This is a genomic window from Nocardia sp. NPDC055321 (assembly GCF_053645575.1).
In genome coordinates this window covers 305,977-325,628 of record NZ_JBSHMS010000007.1, presented here as the reverse complement: position 1 = coordinate 325,628, position 19,652 = coordinate 305,977, and the positions used below count along the sequence as shown (strand labels likewise).

Sequence of the window (19,652 nt, the reverse complement as noted above, 5' to 3'; positions counted from 1 at the left end):
GCGAACTCGCGCCGCGTCCCTACTCAGAGATCGACGGCCTTGGTCGACATGTAGGAGACGAGATCGTCGAGCACCACCAGCGCCGTCTCGTCGTCGCAGTCGGAGAGCCACCGCAGGACCATGCCCTGTATCACCGCCACCAGGTAGGCCGCCACCGCGTCGACCGGCTCGAGCCACTGGGTACCCGAGCGCTGGGCGCAGAGTTCCAGGAAGTCGGTCACCGCCGCGTCCATGTTCTGGAACATGGCCGAAGCGACCGGATCCGGCACACAGACCGACTGACCACCCTCCCAGCGCTGGCGCAGGATCGCCAGCGTGGCCTCGTACGACTTGATCTGCCGGTCGGGGCTGGACTTCAGGATCGGCCACAGCGTGCTGATCCCGGCATGCAGGAGCACCCGCAGCGCACGATTACCACTGAAGTCGAGCGACGCGGCGGCTTTCTCGATGGCCTCGGTCATGGCCGGACGAAGTCCGACCTGGGTGATTTCTCCACTAGCGCTCAACGACGACTCCCTATGGCGAAAAGAACTCGCGCACCTCGCCTGCGCGGCTGCCTCAACGGGTGACAGATCAGCATTGATCCCGAGCTGCACCTCGGTGGACCCGTTCAACAGGTATCGATGCTACGTCGTTTTCTGGGTTCGCGACCAGCTTTGATAGCCGATTTCGTACCGGAAGATTGTTTTGTTACCTAATCGGGACGCGCCCGCGATCGAATGGGAATGGCCGAAATTCCCGGATCGCCCGGTAAACCAGGCATTAGTACCGCTAGGTATTTTACGGACACCGCGTGCCCGGAAGATAGCCACTGTGGGTCAGGGCACAGTGACGCACCGGCGCAACGCGCCGGTCACCACCTGGAATTCACTTCCACCCATCGGGTTCGCCCTCCCCCACGCCCACGCTCACCGATAGCCTGAGCGGGTGACTTCTGCGCGCCACGACCCGTTCCTGATCACCGGCACCTTCAACTTCCGCGACGTGGGCGGCGCCCGCACCGCCGCCGGAGCCCGCGTCCGAGACGGGATCCTGCTGCGGTCGGCCCAGCTCAGCGGACTCGACGACCAGGGCCGGACCCGCCTGCTCGACCTCGGCGTCACCGACGTGCACGACCTGCGCGGCTTCGCCGAGATCGACCACATCGGCCACGACGCCCTGCCCGATCAGGTGCGCCTGCACGTCACCCCGTTCGATTCCCAGATCAGCCTGACCCCGCCGCACGAGGCGCGGGCGCACGCCACCGCCTCCAACCACATGCTCGAGGTGTACCGCACCTTCCCCGCCATGCCCGAGGCGCACGTGGCCATCCGGACCCTGGCCGAATCGACCCTCGCCGGCACCGCGCTGGTGCACTGCGCCGCGGGCAAGGACCGCACCGGCTGGGCCATCGCGACCCTGCTGCGCGCGGTCGACGTCACCGAGGACGACGTCTACGGCGACTACCTGCTCAGCAACGACGCCGTGCCGACCCTGCGCGCGATCATGACCGAAGGCTCGAACGAGGAACTCTCCGACGACCTGCTCGGCGTCAAGCCCGAGTACCTGGCCTCGGCCACGGACTCGATGAACGCCATGTACGGGGACCTGGACGGCTACCTCGCCGAGGTGGGCATCACCCCGGAACAGCGCACCGCGCTGCGCGCGCGCTTCATCGAGTAACCGGCCACGCGGGCGACCAGCGCTCGGCCCGCGAGGCGGCCGGAATCGCGTTCGAGGGAACGCGCGACGGGGTTCGAGGGCGGCCGATCGGCGTATTACCGGGCTACCGGCGGCGATCGGCGCACCGGATCGAACCGGCGCGCACCGGGCCGCGCTCAGGCAACCGGCGCGCGGCGGACCAGGCCGGTGGGATCGATGGTGACGTGGTTGCCGGTGTGGAACCACGAGCCGGTGAACCGAGACTCGGTGGTCTCGGGGTCGTTCCAGTAGCGCGGGGCGATATTGGGCCCGCGACAGAGCAATTCGCCGCGGCCGGTGGCGGCGGCGGGGCCGAAGAGAGCGAGTTCGGTTCCGCCGAAGGCGAATCCGAGTGCGTCACGGGCCGCCGGTGCGTCCCGGGCCGCGGAGGCGTCGTCGCGAGCCAGGCCGATGCCACTGGTCTCGGTGGCGCCCCACACCGACCACTGGCGGGCGGCGGGAAACACCTCGCGCAGGCAATCCGAGACCGTCTCGGCCGCACCCGGTTCCACCGCGGCGAGTTCGGCGCGATGGCCCGCGCTGCACACCTTGCGGACACCCTCCACACGCACGCCCGCCAACTCCGGCAGCAGCCCCGCGAAAATTCGCGGCGTGGCCGCCACCATGTCTATTCGCTCCGCGACAAGGGTTTCGGCGATCGCGGCCGGATCCGGCGCCAGCACCACCGTGCCGCCGACGGCGAAGGTCGGGAGCAGTTGATCGACACAGCCGCTCGCGTGCGCCAGCGGCAGCAGCACCAGGTTGCGCAGCCCCTCGGTGGGTAGCTCCAGCGCCCCGACCACCGAGCGGATCGCGGACAGCAGATTCTCGTTGGTGAGTTCCACCCCGCGCGGACCGGCCGGCGATCCGGGGCTGGTGTAGCAGAGCAGGGCCAGCTCACCCAGGGACGCGCCGTCGTCGATGAAGGCGGCGGCATCGGGCAGGGCCGCGCGGTATCCGCTCGCGCTGCCGCCGCCGTCCAGGATGTAGTCGGCGCTGGCATCGTGAATCACCTTGTCCGCCAGCGCGTCCGGTAGGCGGTCGTGCACGAGCACCGGCACCGCGCCGGACAGCAGCGCGCCCAGGAACGCCTGCACCCAGCGCACGCCCACCGGCATGCGGACCGCCACCCGATCGCCGTAGCCGATCCCGTGCTCCTGCAAACCGCCGGCTATGCGCGAGGCGGAGTACCAGAGTTCGCGGTAGGTGAGCCGCGGGCCCCCGATCTCGACGACCGCCTCGCGCGCGGCGAAGGTGTGCACCTGAATATCCAGTAACTCGGTGAGTGCTGGATTGAGGTTTCCATAACGCAGGACGCCATCGGCTCCGCGCGCAAGAGGGTTGTCGCACCGGGCATTTCGCGAGTGCGGGTATTCCACCAGTAGCTGCGACATAGGTCCCTCCGAGCGCCTTGTGGCCAGCAGGCACCAGTGACTATATGATGCAGATCACAGCTACGGGCGGATTGCGCCGTCTTTGCGGCTAGTTGCCCGTGTCCGAGGCTCCCCCGATCCGGTTCCCACGCGCCCGGCACACCCCCGCACCACCCGGCCCGGAACCCGGGCGCGGACGGCGGCGAGGGGAACTACTCGCCCGTGTACGTGGCCTTGCCCGGCCCCACATCCAGGAAGCTGCGCACGGCGTTCTTCAGGTCCGAGGTGGCGAACAGCGCGCCCGAGATCTCCGGCGTCACCGAATCCGCGTGCGCCACACCGCCCGAACGCCAGGCGCCGATGATCTCCTTGGTCGCGGCGTGCGCCCGGGTCGGACCCTCGGCCAAGCGCGCCAGCAGGGCACGGGCCGCGGCGTCGACGTCCTCGTGCACGGCGTTGACCACGCCCCAGTCCGCCATGGTGGCCGCGTCGTACAGGTCACCGGTCATCACGAACTCGCGGGCGCGGCCCGAACCGGCACGCTCGGCCAGGCGCTGCGGACCGCCCATCGACGGGGTCAGGCCGACCACGGTCTCCACCAGACCGAACTTGGCCTTCGGCGCGGCCAGGATGATGTCGCAGGCCAGCGCGATCTCGAAGGCGGCGGTCAGGGTCAGACCGTGCGCGGCGAACACCACCGGGCACGGCAGCGCCTCGATCGGGTGGATGACCCGCGCGAACAGGGTCTGCCACAGCTGCGCGCCCTCCTCGGTGGTGAGCCCGTCGAACACGTGCACGTCCACCCCGCCCGAGACCAGCTTGCCCTCCGCGCGCAGCAGCAGCGCCCGCGGCGGATCGGCGGCCAGCTCCTCGAAGTCGGCGGCGAGCGCGTCCAGCAGCGCCTTGTCGAACAGATTCAGCGGCGGATGCGCGACGGTGATGATCGCGGCCTGCGCACCCCCCGCGGTGACGATGCGTTCCAGACGGGTGGGCTTCGAGTCAGTCATGGTCCCGAATCTACGACACGGTCTCTGCCAGACTGGATCGCGTGACCACCTCGGAATCGGAGAACGGGACCTACGTCGAAGCGGGCGGGTTCAAGCGGGACACGAACTACATCACCACCCGGATCACCGCCGACGGGCGCGAGGGCTACCCGGTCGAGGCCGGGCGCTATCGCCTGGTCGCGGCCCGGGCCTGCCCGTGGGCCAACCGCACGCTGATCGTGCGGCGGCTGCTCGGCCTGGAGTCGGCGCTGTCGGCCGGCATGCCGGGCCCGACCCACGACAAACGCAGCTGGACCTTCGATCTCGACCCCGGCGGGGTGGATCCGGTGCTCGGCATCCACTTCCTGCGCGACGCCTACTTGGCCCGCTTCCCCGACTATCCGCGCGGCATCACCGTGCCCGCGATCGTGGAGATCGCCACCGGGCAGGTCGTCACCAACGACTACGCGCAGATCACCCTCGACTTCTCCACCGAGTGGACCGAGTTCCACCGGCCCGGCGCCCCGCAGCTGTACCCGAAGGACCTGCGCGAGGAGATCGACACCGTCAACAAGCGGGTGTACACCGAGGTCAACAACGGGGTGTACCGCTGCGGGTTCGCCGGTGATCAGGACGCCTACGACGCGGCCTACGACCGGCTGTTCACCGCCCTGGACTGGCTGTCCGAACGCCTGGCCGGCCAGCGATACCTGGTGGGCGACACCATCACCGAGGCCGACGTGCGCCTGTTCACCACCCTCGCGCGCTTCGATCCGGTGTACCACGGGCACTTCAAGTGCAATCGGCAGAAGCTGACCGAGATGGACGTGCTGTGGGCCTACGCCCGCGATCTGTTCCAGACCCCGGGCTTCGGCGACACCATCGACTTCACACAGATCAAAGAGCACTACTACGTGGTGCACACGGACATCAATCCCACGCGGGTCGTGCCCAAGGGCCCCGACCTGGCCAACTGGCTCACCCCGCACGGCCGGGAAGCGCTGGGCGGCAACCCCTTCGGCGACGGCACCCCGCCCCCGCCGCCACAGCCCGGCGACGTGGTCCCGGCCGCGCACTCGGCGTAGCGCCTCGACGGCCGGAGTTCACCGGCCGGACCGATGGTCGGTCGGCCTGGCAGTCGATCGGCCCGGCGGTCGATCGGGCCGGCAGTCAACCGGGCCCGGCAGTCGGTCAGCTCGCGGTCGGCCGGCCCGGCGGCGGGCATTCCGAGCACCGGTGCCGGGATACCTGGCCCGGCAGGCGACCCTACTCCCCCGCGTAGTCGCCGAAGCTCCAGTACACGCCCTCGGGATCGCGGCAGGTGAAACCGCGTGACTCGTAATCGGTTTCGTCGCGCAACTCGCGGACGATCGTCGCGCCCGCCGCGACCGCGCGGGCGTACAGCGCGTCCGGCTCGGCGGTCACGATGTAGATCGCGCCGATCCCGGCGGGCTGCTCGCTCAGGGTCGAGCCCGCGCGCACCGAGCCGAGCATGATGCCGCCGCCGCCCGGGTAGCGCAGCTCGGCGTGCTCGACGACGTCGCCGGAGCCGTGCCGGGCGGTGCATTCGAACCCGAAGGCGTTCTCCAGGAACGTGATCGCGGCGCCGGCGTCCCGATAGATCAGGGCGGGCCAGATGGTGGTCAGGGTCTTGGTGGTTGCCGATTCGCTCATGGCTCTAGCCTGTCGCCCCGGCCCCCTGATGGTCTTGGACGAATGGGAACTCCTCGCGTTCGCGCCACACCGAGGGCGGCAATCCGGCCAGCTCACGCCATTCGCGGGCCATGTGAGCCTGGTCGTAGTAGCCGGTCAGCGCCGCGATCTCGGCGAGCGGGGGCGGATCGGGCAGCCGCAGCAGCCGGTGCGAGCGCTCGAAGCGGGCCAGGCGCACCGCGTCCTTGGGGGTGATGCCGAACTCGGCGGCGAACCTGCCGCTCAGATGCCTACGGCTCCAGCCGATCTCGTCGGCGACCGCGGCCACCCGCACGCCGGGATCCGCGCCCGATAGCAGATCCCAGGCGCGCGCGAGCTCGGGATCCCAGCGCACCGGCCGCATCCGGCGCAGCAGGATCTCGTCGAAGATCGCGAAGCGCGCGTTCCAGTCCGCGGTCGCGGCGAGACGTTCGCGCAGTTCCCCGGCCTCGCCGCCGAGCAACGCGTCCAGCTCGACCATCCAGGAACCCAGCGCGGCGGTGGGAACGCCGAGCAGCGCGCGGCAGCCGCGCGGGGTCAGCGTGAGCTGGACGCCGTGCTGATACCCCGAATGCGCGATGACCACCGGCCGGACCGTGAGCCCGCTGGCCAGGGTCTCCCAGCTGCCGCCCGGTTGCTCGGGATGAGCGGTGACCGGAATCCGCAGCGGCTCGTCGAGAGTGACGATCACGGTCAGGCCCGGACCGGGCATTCCCACGTGAACGCCTGGTTCGAATCCGCGCAAAAGGTAACCCTCGTAACCGAGGACATACTCGCGCAGGCGCGGATCGGGTACACCGCTCGCGCCCTCCGACACACCGGACACCTCCCCACCGTAGGCGGGTCCGGTGCGAACGCGCGGGGCGGAACCGGCTTCTCTCGCGGTTCGTTGTCCGATTGCCATAGAGTTTCGGTCGGAGGACCGCACGAAGAAGGGGATCGCGATGTACAAGACCGGGCTCGAGCGGGCGGTTGTCTCCCTGCTCGACAATGGGGCGCAGGTACAGGCTCCCGCCGTCGCCAAATACGTGGAGAAGCTGCGGCGCAGCCACCCCGACGAATCCCCGGCGCAGATCATCGCCCGTATCGAGAAGCTGTACCTGACCACCGTCACCGGCAGCGGCACCGCGGTCGGCGCGACCGCGGCGGTCCCCGGCGTCGGCACCGTCGCCTCGATCGCGGCCATGAGCGCGGAGACCGCGTTCTTCATGGAGGCCTCGGCCGTCTACACCCTGGCCGTGGCGGCCGTGCACGGCGTGGCGCCCGAGGACAAGGAACGCCGCCGCGCGCTCGTGCTCGCGGTCGTGCTGGGCGACAGCGGCATGGCGATCGTGCAGAAGAGCGTCGGCCACTCCGCCAAGAACTGGGGCAACCTGCTGGCCAACAAGATCCCCGGACTCAGCGCCATGAACGACTCGCTGCTCAAGCGTTTCATGGTGCAGTTCCTGGCCAAGCGCAGCGCGCTCATGCTCGGCAAGGTGATCCCCGCCGGAATCGGCGCCGTCATCGGCGGTTTCGGCAACCGCGCCCTGGGCCACAATCTGATCGACAACTCGCGCAAGGCTTTCGGACCGCCGCCGCGGGTCTGGCCGCAACTGCTCGTCATCGACGCCGATCCGCTGCCCGCCGTGGAAGCCGCGCCGAAGAAACTCCAGAAGTGAGCCAGGCGCGCCCGCTCGCCTTCGCCGCCGCCGGGCTGAGCCGGAGCTTCGGCTCGGCCCTCGTGGTGGACGGGGTCAGTTTCGTGGTGCCCGCCGGGACGATCGCCGCGCTGGTCGGGCCGGCCGGCGCGGGCAAGTCGACCGTGCTGCGCATGCTGCTCGGCCAGGTGCGCCCGAGCGCGGGCACCGCGAGCGTCGGCGGACCCGGCTCGGGGGTGCGGCGCGGCCGCCAGCCCGTCGGGGCCGTGCTCACCCCGCGCGGACTGCATCCGGCCCGGACCGTGCGCGCGCAGCTGCGGGTATTCGCCGCTGCCGCGGGCGTTTCCGACGATCGGGTGGACGCCCTGCTCGCCCTGACCCGGCTCGACGCCGTGGCCGGGGAACGGATTTCGACACAGTCGCCGGGTGCGCAGACGCGGCTGGCGCTGGCCGTGGCCCTGCTGGGGGATCCCCCGCTGCTGGTGCTGGACGAGCCGCTGCAGGGCCTGGACCTGTCCGAATGCGCCTGGCTCTTCGAGTATCTGCAGGCGCACGCCCGGCGCGGCGGCACGGTACTGCTGACCTCGCGCACCCTGAGCACCGTGGTACCGGTGGCGGACGAGCTGATCGTGCTCGATCACGGCAAGATCACCTATCAGGGCAGCCCGGCCCGCCTGCGGCGCAGCCATCCGGATCGGTTGCTGGTCAAGGCCTCCAGCCCCATCGCGCTGGCCACCACCCTGGCCGCCCAGGGCTTTACCGACGCGGTCATGCGCCCCGACGGCCGCCTGGCGATCGCCGAAGTGACTCTCGCCCAACTGGAATCGGCCGCCTCCCAGGCCCGCGTCCAGCTGACCGAGATCACCCCCGAACACATCCACCCGGACCAGGTCCTGGCCACCCTGACCCGGTCGGCCCCCGCCCCCTACCCGACCCCCGCCGCCTACGGCATGCCGCGTTGACCACGAATCCCCAGCCCGCCCCGCGACCCACGGCGACCAGTGGCGAGCCCGAATGCCCACCCCCGCAACGGGTCTCCCCGTCTCGACCCCATCCCGCGCACCACATCGCGATCGGAGTTCGAGGCGCGTGCCCGCACCCGGTCGGCAGCTCGCATCCCGACGCGGCTCGGACCGCAGCGGGCGGCAGGGTTGCCGCCTTCCTCGGCGCGGACGGCTCGACCCACGGGGACCGCGCCGGCCTCACCCACGCGGACTCCAGCCGGACCGCGATCAGCGGTTGCCGCCGCTCATCCGTGCCCGCGGGCGCCCGTTCGCCACGAAAGGACTTTCGATGATCCGCATCGCTGTGCCGGAACCAGTAGTGCGGGCGGCGCGCTCGGAGGCACGCAAGGCCGGGTCGCTGCGGGTGAATCAGGCGCTGGGCGGACTGATTCCGCTGCTCGCGGTGCTGGCGTTCGCCACGCTGGGGCTGGTCCTGGACAAGCTGCCGTCCGACGACGAGGACCGGATCCTCTCGGACGCGGGCTGGCCCGGGCTGTTCGCCGCCCTCGCCATGGTGACCGCGGTCCTGGCGGCCGGGGTGTTCGGCGCGCTGTCCGCGGGCGCGGAGTACCGGTACGGATCGCTCGCGGTGAGCGCGCTGTACACCCGCGACCGCAACGTGCTGCTCGGGGCGAAAGCCGCCGTGGTGGCGGCGATCTCGCTGGCGACCGTCCTGCTCGCCGAAGCCCTCGGGGTGGGCGCGCTGCTGCTGTTCGGCCGGGACCGGGTGCAGATCGGGGCCTGGCTGTTCGCCGTCCTGGCCGGGGTGGCGCTGGCCGCGGTGTGCTGGTCGGTACTCGGCACGGCCCTGGGCTTCCTGCTGCGCTCCCCCGTGCGCGCGCTGGCGATCGGGCTGGCCGTGGTGCTCCTGGAACCCCTGCTGTGGCTCATCGTCCGCGCCGCGGGCATCCCCGCCGTGGCCGCCGTGCTGCCGGTGTCGGCCACCATCGGCGCCATGACCAGCAGCGAGTTCACCGACGGCGGCCTCATCGCCCCGACCCCCGCCGCGATCGTCGTACTGCTGGTCTGGACGGCCGGCGCCGCGGGCGCGGCGTGGTGGTTCACCACCACCCGCGACCTCTGACAACCGCCCCGGCCGCGCTCAGCCGCGATCGGCGAACATCCGCCGCCAGATCTCGTGGTCGGTGCGCGGGCCGCCCGGGGTGTCGCCGCCGTACTTCGCGATGAGGGCGGGCAGGTCGAGCGGAACCGTGGGCGCGGTCATGGCGGACAGTTCCGCCTCGACCGCGGCGTCGGGAACCAGCCAGCAGACCTCGAACTCGATGCCGTCGGGATCGGCGGCGTACAGGGCCTTGGTGGAACCGTGGTCGGACGCGCCGGTCAGGGCGTTCGCCGCCGACAGGGCCGCGCGCACGCGGCCCAGCTCGTCGAGGGTGTCCACCTCCCAGGCCAGGTGGTAGAGACCGACCCGGCCGGCGCGATGCGGCGTCGACGGATCCGGCGACTGGAACAGGCCGAGGTCGTGATCGTTGGCCGAACCGGGGGCCTGCAGGAACGCGCCGCCCGGGAAACCCATCGGCAGCCGGCGGAACCCGAGCACCTCGGCGTAGAACGCGACCGAGCGCTCCACGTCGGAGACGAACAGCACAGCGTGGTTGAGACGCTGGATTGGCATGGGCGCGGCCCCTTTCGAATGGACTGTTCCGTCCAGCCGATCACGCTGACGCCATCGTGCACAAGGCGACGTCCCGACTTCGCACCCGGACACTCGACGGACACTCCACGGACGCGCCGCCGGCGGCCCGCCACGCGGGACAACCCGGGCGTCCGGGAACAAACGGGGGGTGCTCGGATCGTTGAGGAAGCAGATGAGTGTGCGGCGAGTGGATGAGATCGGGGGTGACCCCGTGGTGAGCGCGACGGCCGGGAACGAGCGGACCGACGGCTGGTTGCGGCGGCTGTGGCAGCGGTCCAGGGCGCACCCGTGGGTGCTGGCCGGAATCGGGCTGGCCGTCCTGGTGGGCGCGGTCATCGAGGTGACCGGGCCGCTGCTGGCCAAACGCGCGCTCGACGGCGCCACCGCCGGGAACACCGAGATCATCACCGCCATGGCTGGCCTGCTGGCCCTGCTCGCCGCCGCCCGCTTCCTCACCAGCTTCAGCCGCCGCATGCTCGCCGGCCGCCTGGCCCTGGACGTGCAGCACGAACTGCGCCTGGATCTGCTCGGCGCGCTGCAGCGCCTGGACGGACCGGGCCAGGACGCACTGCGCACCGGACAGGTCGTCTCGCGGTCCATCTCCGATCTCACCCTGGTGCAGGGGCTGCTGGCCATGGGCCCGTGGTCCTCGCTCGCCGCCGTGCAATTCGTGCTCGCGGCCGGGGTCATGCTGTGGCTCTCGCCGCCGCTGGCGCTGACCGCACTGCTGGTGGTCCCGGTGCTCGGGCTGGTGGTCTACCGGGTGCGGCCGCGGCTGTACGCGGCCACCTGGTCCGCGCAGCAGCGCGCAGCCGACCTCGCCCAGCACGTGGAGGAGACTGTCACCGGCGTGCGCGTGGTGAAGGGGTTCGGCCAGGAGGCCCGCATGGTCGACGTGCTCGAGCGGCACGGGCGAGACCTCTACGGGGAACGAATGCGCGCGGCCCGCATCGACTCTCGCTTCGCGCCCACGCTGTCCGCCATCCCGCAGCTCGGCCTGGTCGCGGTCATCGCGGTCGGCGGCGCGCTGGCCCTGCGCGGATCGATCGGCCTGGGCACCTTCCTGGCCTTCAGCGCGTACGTCGGCACCATGACCGCCGCCACCCGCACGATGTCCATGGTCGTGGTGCTGGCCCAGCTGACCCGCGCCGCCGCCGAACGCGTCAACGAGGTCATCGACAGCGCGCCGGAGCAGACCGATCCCGACCACCCGGTCGCGCTGCCGCGCGGGCCGCTCGGCGTCGAGATCGAGGCTCTCACTTTCGGTTTCGCGCCCGACCGCACCGTCCTCGACGGCTTCGACCTGACCATCGCGCCCGGCGAGACCGTGGCGATCATCGGCCCGGCCGGGTCCGGCAAGTCCACCCTCGCCCTGCTCATCCCCCGCTTCTACAGCCCGCGGTCGGGCCGGATCAGCCTGTACGACACCGACTCCCGCGCCGACATCGCCGATCTGCGCGCGACCGACCTGCGGTCGGCCGTCGGCGTCGTCTTCGACGAGGCGTTCCTGCTCTCGGACACCATCTCCGCCAACATCGCCCTGGGCCGCCCCGAGTCCACCGCCGCCGAGATCCGGGCCGCGGCGACCCGGGCCGCCGCCGACGAGTTCATCACCGCCCTCCCCGACGGCTACGACACCGTGGTCGGCGAACGCGGCCTCACCCTGTCCGGCGGCCAGCGCCAGCGCATAGCCCTGGCCCGCGCCCTGCTGACCGACCCCCGCGTCCTCATCCTCGACGACGCCACCTCCGCCGTGGACGCCCTCACCGAGGCCGCGATCTTCGACGCCCTCCCCACCGATCGCCCCCGCACGACCCTGATCCTGGCCCACCGCGAGTCCACCCTGGCCCGCGCCGACCGCGTGATCCGCCTCCCCGAGCCTCCGCCGGCCGCACTCGACCCGGAGACGGCGGTACACGCTGCCCTGAACCCTCCGGCACTCGCGACCGGCCTGTCGTCGCGCACAGACGATGGACCGGCCGCGAATGGTGCAGCGGCCGTACCGGAGTCGACGACGCTGCGCGACGACGTTCCCGCGGAAGTACGTCGTGGTCTGCGCGGGCTGCCGGCCCCGCACGAGCGGCCCGAGATGGACGGCACGGCCCTGCGCGAACCCGACCCCGGGTTCCGGCTGGCGAGCGCGTTGCGGCCGGTGCGGTGGCTGGTGGCGGGCACCATGGCGCTGCTGGCGTTGGAAGCCGTTGTCGGGGTCGGGTTTCCGTCGATCGTGCGGTACGCCATCGACGGTGGTGTGACGCGGCAGGACGGCGGGGCGCTGGTGCTCGCGGCCGGGGCCGGGATCGCGCTGGCCGTCGTGGGCTGGATCGCGGCCTCGACCGCGCTGGTGTGGGGGGCCAAGGCCGGGGAGCGGGTGCTGTTCGGCCTGCGGGTGCGCAGTTACGCGCATCTGCAGCGGCTCGGGCTCGACTACTACGAGCGTGAACTGTCGGGCAAGATCCTCACGCGCATGACGACCGACGTCGACGCGCTCTCCACCTTCCTGCAAACCGGTATGCCCGACGCGCTCGTGAGCCTGCTCATGGTGGCGGGCGTGGCGGTGGCGCTGACCGTCATCGACGCGCGCCTGGCCCTGGTCGTCCTGGTCGCGCTCCCGCCGCTGATGCTGGCCACCTGGGCATTCCGCCGGGCCTCCAACGCGGCCTACAGCGCCTCGCGCGAACACGCCGCGACGGTGAACGGCGACTTCGCCGAGAACGTGGCCGGGTTGCGGGTCGTGCAGGCGCACCGGCACGAGGAGCGCGCCGCGCGCCGCTTCGCCGAGTACTCCGGCCGCTACCGCGACAGCCGGATGCGGGCCCAGCGCGCCATCTCGCTGTTCTTCGCCTTCGTCGGCGGCTGGGCGGACGTGGCGCTGGCCGCGGTGGTGTTCCTGGGCGCGCGGCAGGTCGCCGACGGCGTCACCAGCGCGGGCACCCTGGTCGCGTTCGTGCTCTACCTCGGGCTGCTGTTCGGCCCGGTCCATCAGCTGTCCCAGCTCTTCGACGGATACCAGCAGGCCCGGGTCGGCCTGCGGCGCATCGGCGAACTGCTGCGCACGCCGTCGTCCATCGCCCCCGATCCGGCCGGCGCGGTCACCCCCGAGCACGGGTTGCGCGGCGAGGTCGAGTTCGACCGGGTGCGTTTCCGGTACCCCGGAACCCGCACCGCGGCCCTCGATGGTGTGAGTTTGCGAATCCCCGCCGGATCGAGTCTGGCGCTGGTCGGAGCCACCGGCGCGGGCAAGTCCACGGTCGTGAAACTGCTTGCCCGGCTTTACGACATGCCGCGTGAGGCAAATCACGGTTCGACCACGGCGCTATCGAAGATCGATATAGCGGATTCGCATCACAGCGCCGAAAACGACGAGGAAAACGGCGCTATCAGGGTCGACGGCATCGATATCCGCGACTACGCGCTGGCGGGCTTCCGTTCGCGCCTCGGGGTGGTGCCGCAGGAAGCTCACTTATTCGCCGGCGACATTGCCAGCAACATTGCATTTGGCAAACCTTTTGCGAGTCTTGCGGAGATCGAATCGGCGGCCGCCGCGGTGGGCGCGCTGCCCGCCATCGACGCCCTGCCGCTGCGAATGCGGCAACCGGTGGGCGAACGAGGTCGCGGACTGTCGGCGGGACAGCGGCAGCTGATCGCGCTGGCCCGCGCCGAACTGGTCCGCCCGGATCTGCTGCTGCTGGACGAGGCGACCGCCGTCCTGGACCCCGCCGCGGAGGCATCGGTGCTGGTAGCGAACGAATCGGTGACCCGGGGCCGCACCTCGGTGATCGTCGCGCACCGCCTGGCGACGGCCGCGCAGGCCGATCGGATCGCGGTCGTGGAACACGGGCGAATCACCGAAATCGGCACTCATGAGGAATTGCTATCAATGGGAGGTCGCTACTCTCGCCTGTGGGCTGCGGCGGGCAGCGAAGTAGGAATATTCTCGGGCGAGGACGAGTCGTCACGAGAAGATGTGTCCGCTCGGTGGTAGTCCATGCCCAGGCGCGAAGAGGCGTGGGCATATCCTCAGAGGGGGCGCGTCGGTGCGCATCCGCCGATTACCCGTGCCGGGCACGTCACAAACGTCGCAGCGCGAAGAACGAAATGAGGCGAACACCTGCTGTGAGCAGCTCAACATCCCAGTTCGGACAGAACCAGTGGCTCGTCGACGAGATGTACCAGAAGTACAAGCAAGACCCGTCGTCGGTCGATGAGAGCTGGCACGAGTTCCTCGCGGACTACACGCCGGAAGCCACCGGCGACTCCGGCAACAGCCAGGCAGTAGCCCCCGCTCCCGCCGCCGCGGCTCCCGCGCCCGCCCCCAAGGCGGCTCCGGCGCCCGCCAAGGCCGCCGCCCCCGCGGCCCCCGCCGCGCCGAAGCCCGCACCGGCCCCGGCGCCCGCCCCGGCCGCCGCGCCCACCCAGGAGCGCGCGCCCCAGACCGTTCCGGCCAAGACGTCCAACGCCGCCCCCACCGCGGGCGCGCCGAAGACCGAGTCGGCCGACGAGTCCAAGGTGCTGCGCGGTCCGGCCGCGGCCATCGTCAAGAACATGTCGGCCTCGCTGACCATCCCCACCGCCACCAGCGTCCGGGCCATCCCCGCGAAGCTGATGATCGACAACCGGCTGGTCATCAACAACCACCTGGCCCGCACCCGCGGCGGCAAGATCTCCTTCACCCACCTGCTGGGTTACGCCATCGTGCAGGGCATCAAGTCCTTCCCGAACATGAACCGGCACTTCGCCGAGATCGACGGCAAGCCGAACGCGGTCACCCCCGCGCACACCAACCTCGGCCTGGCCATCGACCTGCAGGGCAAGGACGGCAACCGCACCCTCGCCGTCGCGGCCATCAAGAACACCGAAGACATGACCTTCGCGCAGTTCCACACCGCGTACGAGGATGTCGTGCGACGGGCGCGCGCGGGCAAGCTCACCAACGACGACTTCAGCGGCGTCACCATCTCGCTCACCAACCCGGGCACCATCGGCACCAACCACTCGGTGCCGCGGCTCATGCCCGGACAGGGCGCGATCATCGGCGCCGGCGCCATGGAGTACCCGGCCGAGTTCCAGGGCATGGCCGACGAGCAGCTGGCCGACATCGGCATCGGCAAGCTCCAGACGCTGACCTCGACCTACGACCACCGCATCATCCAGGGCGCGGAGTCCGGCGACTTCCTGCGGGCCGTGCACAACCTGCTGATCTCGGACGAGTTCTACGACGAGATCTTCCACGGCATGGGTGTGCCCTACGAGCCGGTCCGCTGGCGCAAGGACATCAAGGAACGCGGCATCGACAAGTCGACCCGCGTCCAGGAGATGATCTCCGCGTACCGCAACCGCGGTCACCTCATGGCCGACACCGACCCGCTGCGGCTGGTGCACGACAAGTTCCGCTCGCACCCGGACCTCGATGTCACCCAGCACGGGCTGACCCTGTGGGACCTCGACCGCGAGTTCAACGTCGCGGGCTTCCACGGCAAGGAGCGCATGAAGCTGCGCGACGTGCTGTCGATCCTGCGCGACGCGTACTGCCGGCACGTGGGTGTGGAATACACCCACATCCTGGATCCCGAACAGCTGCAGTGGATTCAGGACCGGGTCGAGCAGAAGCACGAGAAGCCCTCGGTCGCCGAGCAGAAGTACATCATGTCCCGGCTCAACGCGGCCGAGGCGTTCGAGACCTTCCTGGCCACCAAGTACGTCGGCCAGAAGCGCTTCTCGCTCGAGGGCGCCGAGGCCGTCATCCCGATGATGGACGGCGTCATCGACCAGTGCGCCGAGTACGCCCTCGACGAGGTCGTCATCGGCATGCCGCACCGCGGCCGCCTGAACGTGCTGGCCAACATCGTCGGCAAGCCCTACTCGAAGATCTTCACCGAGTTCGAGGGCAACATGAACCCGGCGGCCACGCACGGCTCCGGCGACGTGAAGTACCACCTGGGCGCGCGCGGCACCTACATCCAGATGTTCGGCGACAACGACATCGAGGTGTCGCTGACCGCCAACCCCTCGCACCTGGAAGCGGTCGACCCGGTCCTCGAGGGCCTGGTGCGCGCCAAGCAGGATCTGCTCACCAAGGAAGACCTCGTCACCAAGGGCGAAGAGGCGCGCACCTTCTCGGTCGTGCCGCTCATGCTGCACGGTGACGCGGCGTTCGCGGGTCAGGGCGTCGTCGCCGAGACCCTGAACCTGTCGGGTCTGCGCGGCTACCGCACCGGCGGCACCGTGCACATCGTGGTGAACAACCAGATCGGCTTCACCACCTCGCCGGAGTACTCGCGCTCCACCGAATACTCCACGGACATCGCGAAGTTCATCGGCGCGCCGATCTTCCACGTGAACGGCGACGACCCCGAGGCGTGCGTGTGGGTCGCCAAGCTGGCCGTCGACTACCGCCAGAAGTTCAACCGCGACGTCGTGATCGACCTGATCTGCTACCGCCGTCGCGGCCACAACGAGGGCGACGACCCGTCGATGACCCAGCCGTACATGTACGACGTCATCGACACCAAGCGCTCGGTGCGCAAGACCTACACCGAATCGCTCATCGGCCGCGGCGACATCTCCATGAAGGAGGCCGAGGACGCGCTGCGCGACTACCAGGGCCAGCTGGAGCGGATCTTCAACGAGGTTCGTGAACTGGAGAAGTACCGGCCCGAGAAGTCCGAGTCCGTCGAGGACGAGCAGCAGATGCCGGCCAACATGGTCACGGCCGTGGACAAGTCGGTGCTGCAGCGCATCGGTGACGCGTTCGTGAACGTGCCCGAGGGCTTCAACGTGCACCCGCGCGTCAAGCCGGTCCTGGACCGCCGCAAGGAGATGGCGTACGAGGGCAAGGTCGACTGGGCCTTCGCCGAGCTGCTGGCCTTCGGCACGCTGATCGATCAGGGCCACGCGGTGCGCCTGACCGGTCAGGACTCGCGGCGCGGCACCTTCACCCAGCGGCACTCGGTCATCATCGACCGCAAGACCGGTGGCGAGTACACCCCGCTGCACAACATCGGGTCCGAGAAGGCCGGCTGGTTCGCGGTGCACGACTCCGCGCTGTCCGAATTCGCCGCCGTCGGTTTCGAATACGGCTACTCGCTCGGCAACCCGGACGCACTCGTGCTGTGGGAAGCGCAGTTCGGTGACTTCGTCAACGGCGCGCAGACCATCATCGACGAGTTCATCTCCTCCGGTGAGGCCAAGTGGGGCCAGCTCTCCGAGGTCGTGCTGCTGCTGCCGCACGGTCACGAGGGCCAGGGCCCGGACCACACCTCCGGCCGTATCGAGCGCTTCCTGCAGCTGTGCGCCGAGGGTTCGATGACCGTGGCGGTTCCGTCCACGCCGTCGAACTACTTCCACCTGCTGCGCCGGCACGCGCTGGACGGCATCCGCCGCCCGCTGGTGGTCTTCACCCCGAAGTCCATGCTGCGCAACAAGGCCGTGGTCTCCGACATCGAGGACTTCACGGACAACAAGTTCCGCAGCGTGCTCGAGGAGCCCACCTACGAGACCGGCGACGGTGATCGTTCGAAGGTCAAGCGCGTGCTGCTGACCTCGGGCAAGATCTACTACGAGCTGCTCGCGGAGAAGGTCAAGAACAACCGCGACGACCTCGCGATCGTGCGCGTCGAGCAGCTGTACCCGATCCCGAAGTTCCGCCTCAACGAGGCCCTGGAGGGCTACGCCAACGCCACCGATCTGGCGTGGGTCCAGGAGGAACCGGCCAACCAGGGCGCCTGGCCCTTCTTCGGCCTGAACCTCCCGGAGATCCTCCCGGCCCGCTTCGCGAAGCTGCGCCGGATCTCCCGCCGCGCCATGTCGGCCCCGTCCTCGGGTTCGTCGAAGGTGCACGCGGTCGAACAGGCCGAGATCATCGCCGAGGCCATGAGCCCCACCTCCTAGGCGAAAACCGTTCCGCCGCGGGGCCGGATCTCCTTCTGGAGGTCCGGCCCTGTTGCGTTCGAGCACCTGCGGCAGGTGGCCCGCCTCGCTCCGCCCTGCACGCTCTCGGCCGGAATCGCCCACCGCGGGTACGGGTCCCGAGATCACCGGGGCAGCCGCCGGCCCCGGCGAGGATCAGCGGCTGATGCCTGCCGCCCGCGCCGCGCGGAGCCAGTCGGGGAACTCGCCGAGCAGGCTCGTGTAGAGGGCGGGATCGTCGAGCTCGTCTATGTCGAGGGCGGGGAAGAAGCCCGCGTTGTCGACGGTGCGGCCGTCGAGCTCGTCGAGGGTGTGCAGGACGCCGAAGTTGGCCTTGCCGAGGCCGATGAACTGCCAGAAGGCGGGGAGGTTCGCGGCCTCGCGCATCAGGTCGGCGATCTCGCGTTTCTTGGCGAAGCCGCCGTCGGTGAAGAACAGCACCAGGGTGGGCGGGCCGCCGGGCTTCAGGGTGCGCATGACCTCGCGCATGATCGGCATCTCGACGTTGCCGAGGCCGATGAAGTCGTAGTCCAGGCCCTCGCGGGTGCCGGACAGGTGCAGGTACTTCTCGGTCCACGAATGTGCTTGTTCGACGGTGATGTTCGGAAGCTTCAGGAAGTCGCGGGCGTACAGGTAGGGCTCGAGCAGGCCGTCGTCGTCCAGCTGGATCGCGATGGGGATCATGCGCTCGACGACGCGGTGGACCACTTTCCTGTTGTAGAGCTGGCGCATGCTGCCGGTCTTGTCGATAACGAGCACGACGCGGGCGCGCACGCCGGTGGCCTGCTTGGTGAGCAGCACCTTCGCGACCTCGCGTTTGCGGAAATCGAGGCGCTCGCGCTGTTCGGCGGGGAGAGCGGATTCGCCAGGGACGCTGCGGATTTCCAGTTGATTCGGAGCGGTCGCGGGCGCTACGGGCGCAGCGGGCACCGACGACGCGGCAGGTGCCGAAGCCGCGGCGGGCTCGGGCGAATCATCCACGCTCACACCGTGATCGGTGACCAGCGCGGCGAATCCCCCCGCGTACCCCTGCCCCACCGCGCGCACCTTCCACGCCTGCGCGCGGCGATAGATCTCCACCGCGATGACCACGGATTCGGTGTCGAGCCCCTCGACCGTGTACTCGCACAGCGTGTTTCCCGAGCTGTCCCCCACCGCGACGACCGGCGGCGCGAAGCCCCCGAAGGTGGCGGCCGGATCATCCAGGGTCAGCACCACGCGCACCTGGTCGATATCGGCGGGCACGGCCGCGGGTGAAACCCACAGGGACGCGGGCGAACCCGCCACGAAATCGACCCCGGGCCCGGACGGCTGATTGAAGAAGACGAAGTCCGCGTCCGAGCGCACCTTCCCGTCCGCGGTCACCAGCAACGCGGACACGTCCACGGCCGCGGCGCTGCGCACCGAGATCGCGACGCCCGCCGCCTCCAGCGGGGCGTTCTGCCCCTTCATCAGCGTGGCGACCATGACTGCTCCTTCGTGCGCGCGAGTTTTCGGCTGCCAGCCTACGAAAGCCGCGCCGCCGCCGCGATCGTTCCGGCCACCCCGCGGCAATCGCGGCGCGTCCGCCATCGCACACGGTCCGACCGCCGAGCGACCTGCCCGATCGCGCGCCGGGCGACTTCGGGGCCGACCCGGGCAATTATTCGGCCCGGTGAGGTGTTTCACAGACGGTGAGCGGACCCTTGTTCCAGGAATGCTCCGGGTCGTAT

14 protein-coding genes are annotated in these 19,652 nt (G+C 70.2%); 7 read left to right on the top strand and 7 right to left on the bottom strand.

Annotation, left to right across the window (positions count from 1 at the left end):
* Window positions 1-23: 23 nt before the first annotated feature.
* The gene (locus tag ACWIGI_RS14465; RefSeq protein WP_454202845.1) at window positions 24-506 is read right to left on the bottom strand and encodes a TetR family transcriptional regulator; all 483 of its coding nucleotides are present in this window, start codon (window positions 504-506) and stop codon (window positions 24-26) included.
* A 421-nt stretch (window positions 507-927) separates the two neighbouring features.
* On the opposite strand from ACWIGI_RS14465, the gene ACWIGI_RS14460 reads away from it, so the two are divergent.
* On the top strand, window positions 928-1,662 hold the full coding sequence (locus ACWIGI_RS14460; protein ID WP_454202844.1) for a tyrosine-protein phosphatase: 735 nt from the start codon (window positions 928-930) through the stop codon (window positions 1,660-1,662).
* A 155-nt stretch (window positions 1,663-1,817) separates the two neighbouring features.
* On the opposite strand, the gene ACWIGI_RS14455 is transcribed toward ACWIGI_RS14460, so the two are convergent.
* Together ACWIGI_RS14455 and ACWIGI_RS14450 are read right to left on the bottom strand one after the other, a co-directional pair.
* On the bottom strand, window positions 1,818-3,074 hold the full coding sequence (locus ACWIGI_RS14455; RefSeq protein WP_454202843.1) for a class I adenylate-forming enzyme family protein: 1,257 nt from the start codon (window positions 3,072-3,074) through the stop codon (window positions 1,818-1,820).
* Window positions 3,075-3,265: 191 nt separating this feature from the next.
* Window positions 3,266-4,060 (bottom strand): enoyl-CoA hydratase/isomerase family protein, encoded by a 795-nt coding sequence (locus ACWIGI_RS14450; RefSeq protein ID WP_454202842.1) that lies wholly within the window; start codon window positions 4,058-4,060, stop codon window positions 3,266-3,268.
* Between the two features lie 41 nt (window positions 4,061-4,101).
* Here ACWIGI_RS14450 and ACWIGI_RS14445 point away from each other — a divergent pair, with 41 nt between their 5' ends.
* A complete protein-coding gene (locus ACWIGI_RS14445) occupies window positions 4,102-5,124 on the top strand; it encodes a glutathione S-transferase family protein (RefSeq protein ID WP_454202841.1) in 1,023 nt (340 codons plus the stop codon).
* A gap of 181 nt (window positions 5,125-5,305) precedes the next feature.
* Here the strand turns inward: ACWIGI_RS14445 and ACWIGI_RS14440 are convergent, their stop codons facing one another.
* Together ACWIGI_RS14440 and ACWIGI_RS14435 are read right to left on the bottom strand one after the other, a co-directional pair.
* Window positions 5,306-5,713 carry a VOC family protein gene (locus ACWIGI_RS14440; protein WP_454202840.1) on the bottom strand — a complete coding sequence of 136 codons (408 nt, stop codon included), beginning with the start codon at window positions 5,711-5,713 and terminating at the stop codon, window positions 5,306-5,308.
* Between the two features lie 4 nt (window positions 5,714-5,717).
* On the bottom strand, window positions 5,718-6,557 hold the full coding sequence (locus ACWIGI_RS14435) for a helix-turn-helix domain-containing protein (RefSeq protein WP_454202839.1): 840 nt from the start codon (window positions 6,555-6,557) through the stop codon (window positions 5,718-5,720).
* Between the two features lie 118 nt (window positions 6,558-6,675).
* On the opposite strand from ACWIGI_RS14435, the gene ACWIGI_RS14430 reads away from it, so the two are divergent.
* The 3 genes from ACWIGI_RS14430 to ACWIGI_RS14420 all read left to right on the top strand — a co-directional run bounded on the left by ACWIGI_RS14430 (window position 6,676) and on the right by ACWIGI_RS14420 (window position 9,459).
* On the top strand, window positions 6,676-7,392 hold the full coding sequence (locus ACWIGI_RS14430; protein ID WP_454202838.1) for a hypothetical protein: 717 nt from the start codon (window positions 6,676-6,678) through the stop codon (window positions 7,390-7,392).
* Window positions 7,389-8,333: an ABC transporter ATP-binding protein gene (locus ACWIGI_RS14425; protein ID WP_454202837.1), complete on the top strand. Its 945-nt coding sequence runs from the start codon at window positions 7,389-7,391 to the stop codon at window positions 8,331-8,333. The genes ACWIGI_RS14430 and ACWIGI_RS14425 overlap by 4 nt, the downstream gene beginning before the upstream one ends.
* A 331-nt stretch (window positions 8,334-8,664) precedes the next feature.
* Window positions 8,665-9,459 (top strand): ABC transporter permease, encoded by a 795-nt coding sequence (locus tag ACWIGI_RS14420; RefSeq protein ID WP_454202836.1) that lies wholly within the window; start codon window positions 8,665-8,667, stop codon window positions 9,457-9,459.
* Window positions 9,460-9,477: 18 nt separating this feature from the next.
* On the opposite strand, the gene ACWIGI_RS14415 is transcribed toward ACWIGI_RS14420, so the two are convergent.
* A complete protein-coding gene (locus ACWIGI_RS14415; protein ID WP_454202835.1) occupies window positions 9,478-10,011 on the bottom strand; it encodes a VOC family protein in 534 nt (177 codons plus the stop codon).
* A gap of 193 nt (window positions 10,012-10,204) precedes the next feature.
* Here ACWIGI_RS14415 and ACWIGI_RS14410 point away from each other — a divergent pair, with 193 nt between their 5' ends.
* Both ACWIGI_RS14410 and ACWIGI_RS14405 read left to right on the top strand, forming a co-directional pair.
* The gene (locus ACWIGI_RS14410; RefSeq protein ID WP_454202834.1) at window positions 10,205-14,017 is read left to right on the top strand and encodes an ABC transporter ATP-binding protein; all 3,813 of its coding nucleotides are present in this window, start codon (window positions 10,205-10,207) and stop codon (window positions 14,015-14,017) included.
* Between the two features lie 113 nt (window positions 14,018-14,130).
* Window positions 14,131-17,922: a multifunctional oxoglutarate decarboxylase/oxoglutarate dehydrogenase thiamine pyrophosphate-binding subunit/dihydrolipoyllysine-residue succinyltransferase subunit gene (locus ACWIGI_RS14405; protein ID WP_454202833.1), complete on the top strand. Its 3,792-nt coding sequence runs from the start codon at window positions 14,131-14,133 to the stop codon at window positions 17,920-17,922.
* A gap of 174 nt (window positions 17,923-18,096) precedes the next feature.
* Here the strand turns inward: ACWIGI_RS14405 and ACWIGI_RS14400 are convergent, their stop codons facing one another.
* On the bottom strand, window positions 18,097-19,407 hold the full coding sequence (locus ACWIGI_RS14400) for a vWA domain-containing protein (protein ID WP_454202832.1): 1,311 nt from the start codon (window positions 19,405-19,407) through the stop codon (window positions 18,097-18,099).
* Window positions 19,408-19,652 lie beyond the last annotated feature (245 nt).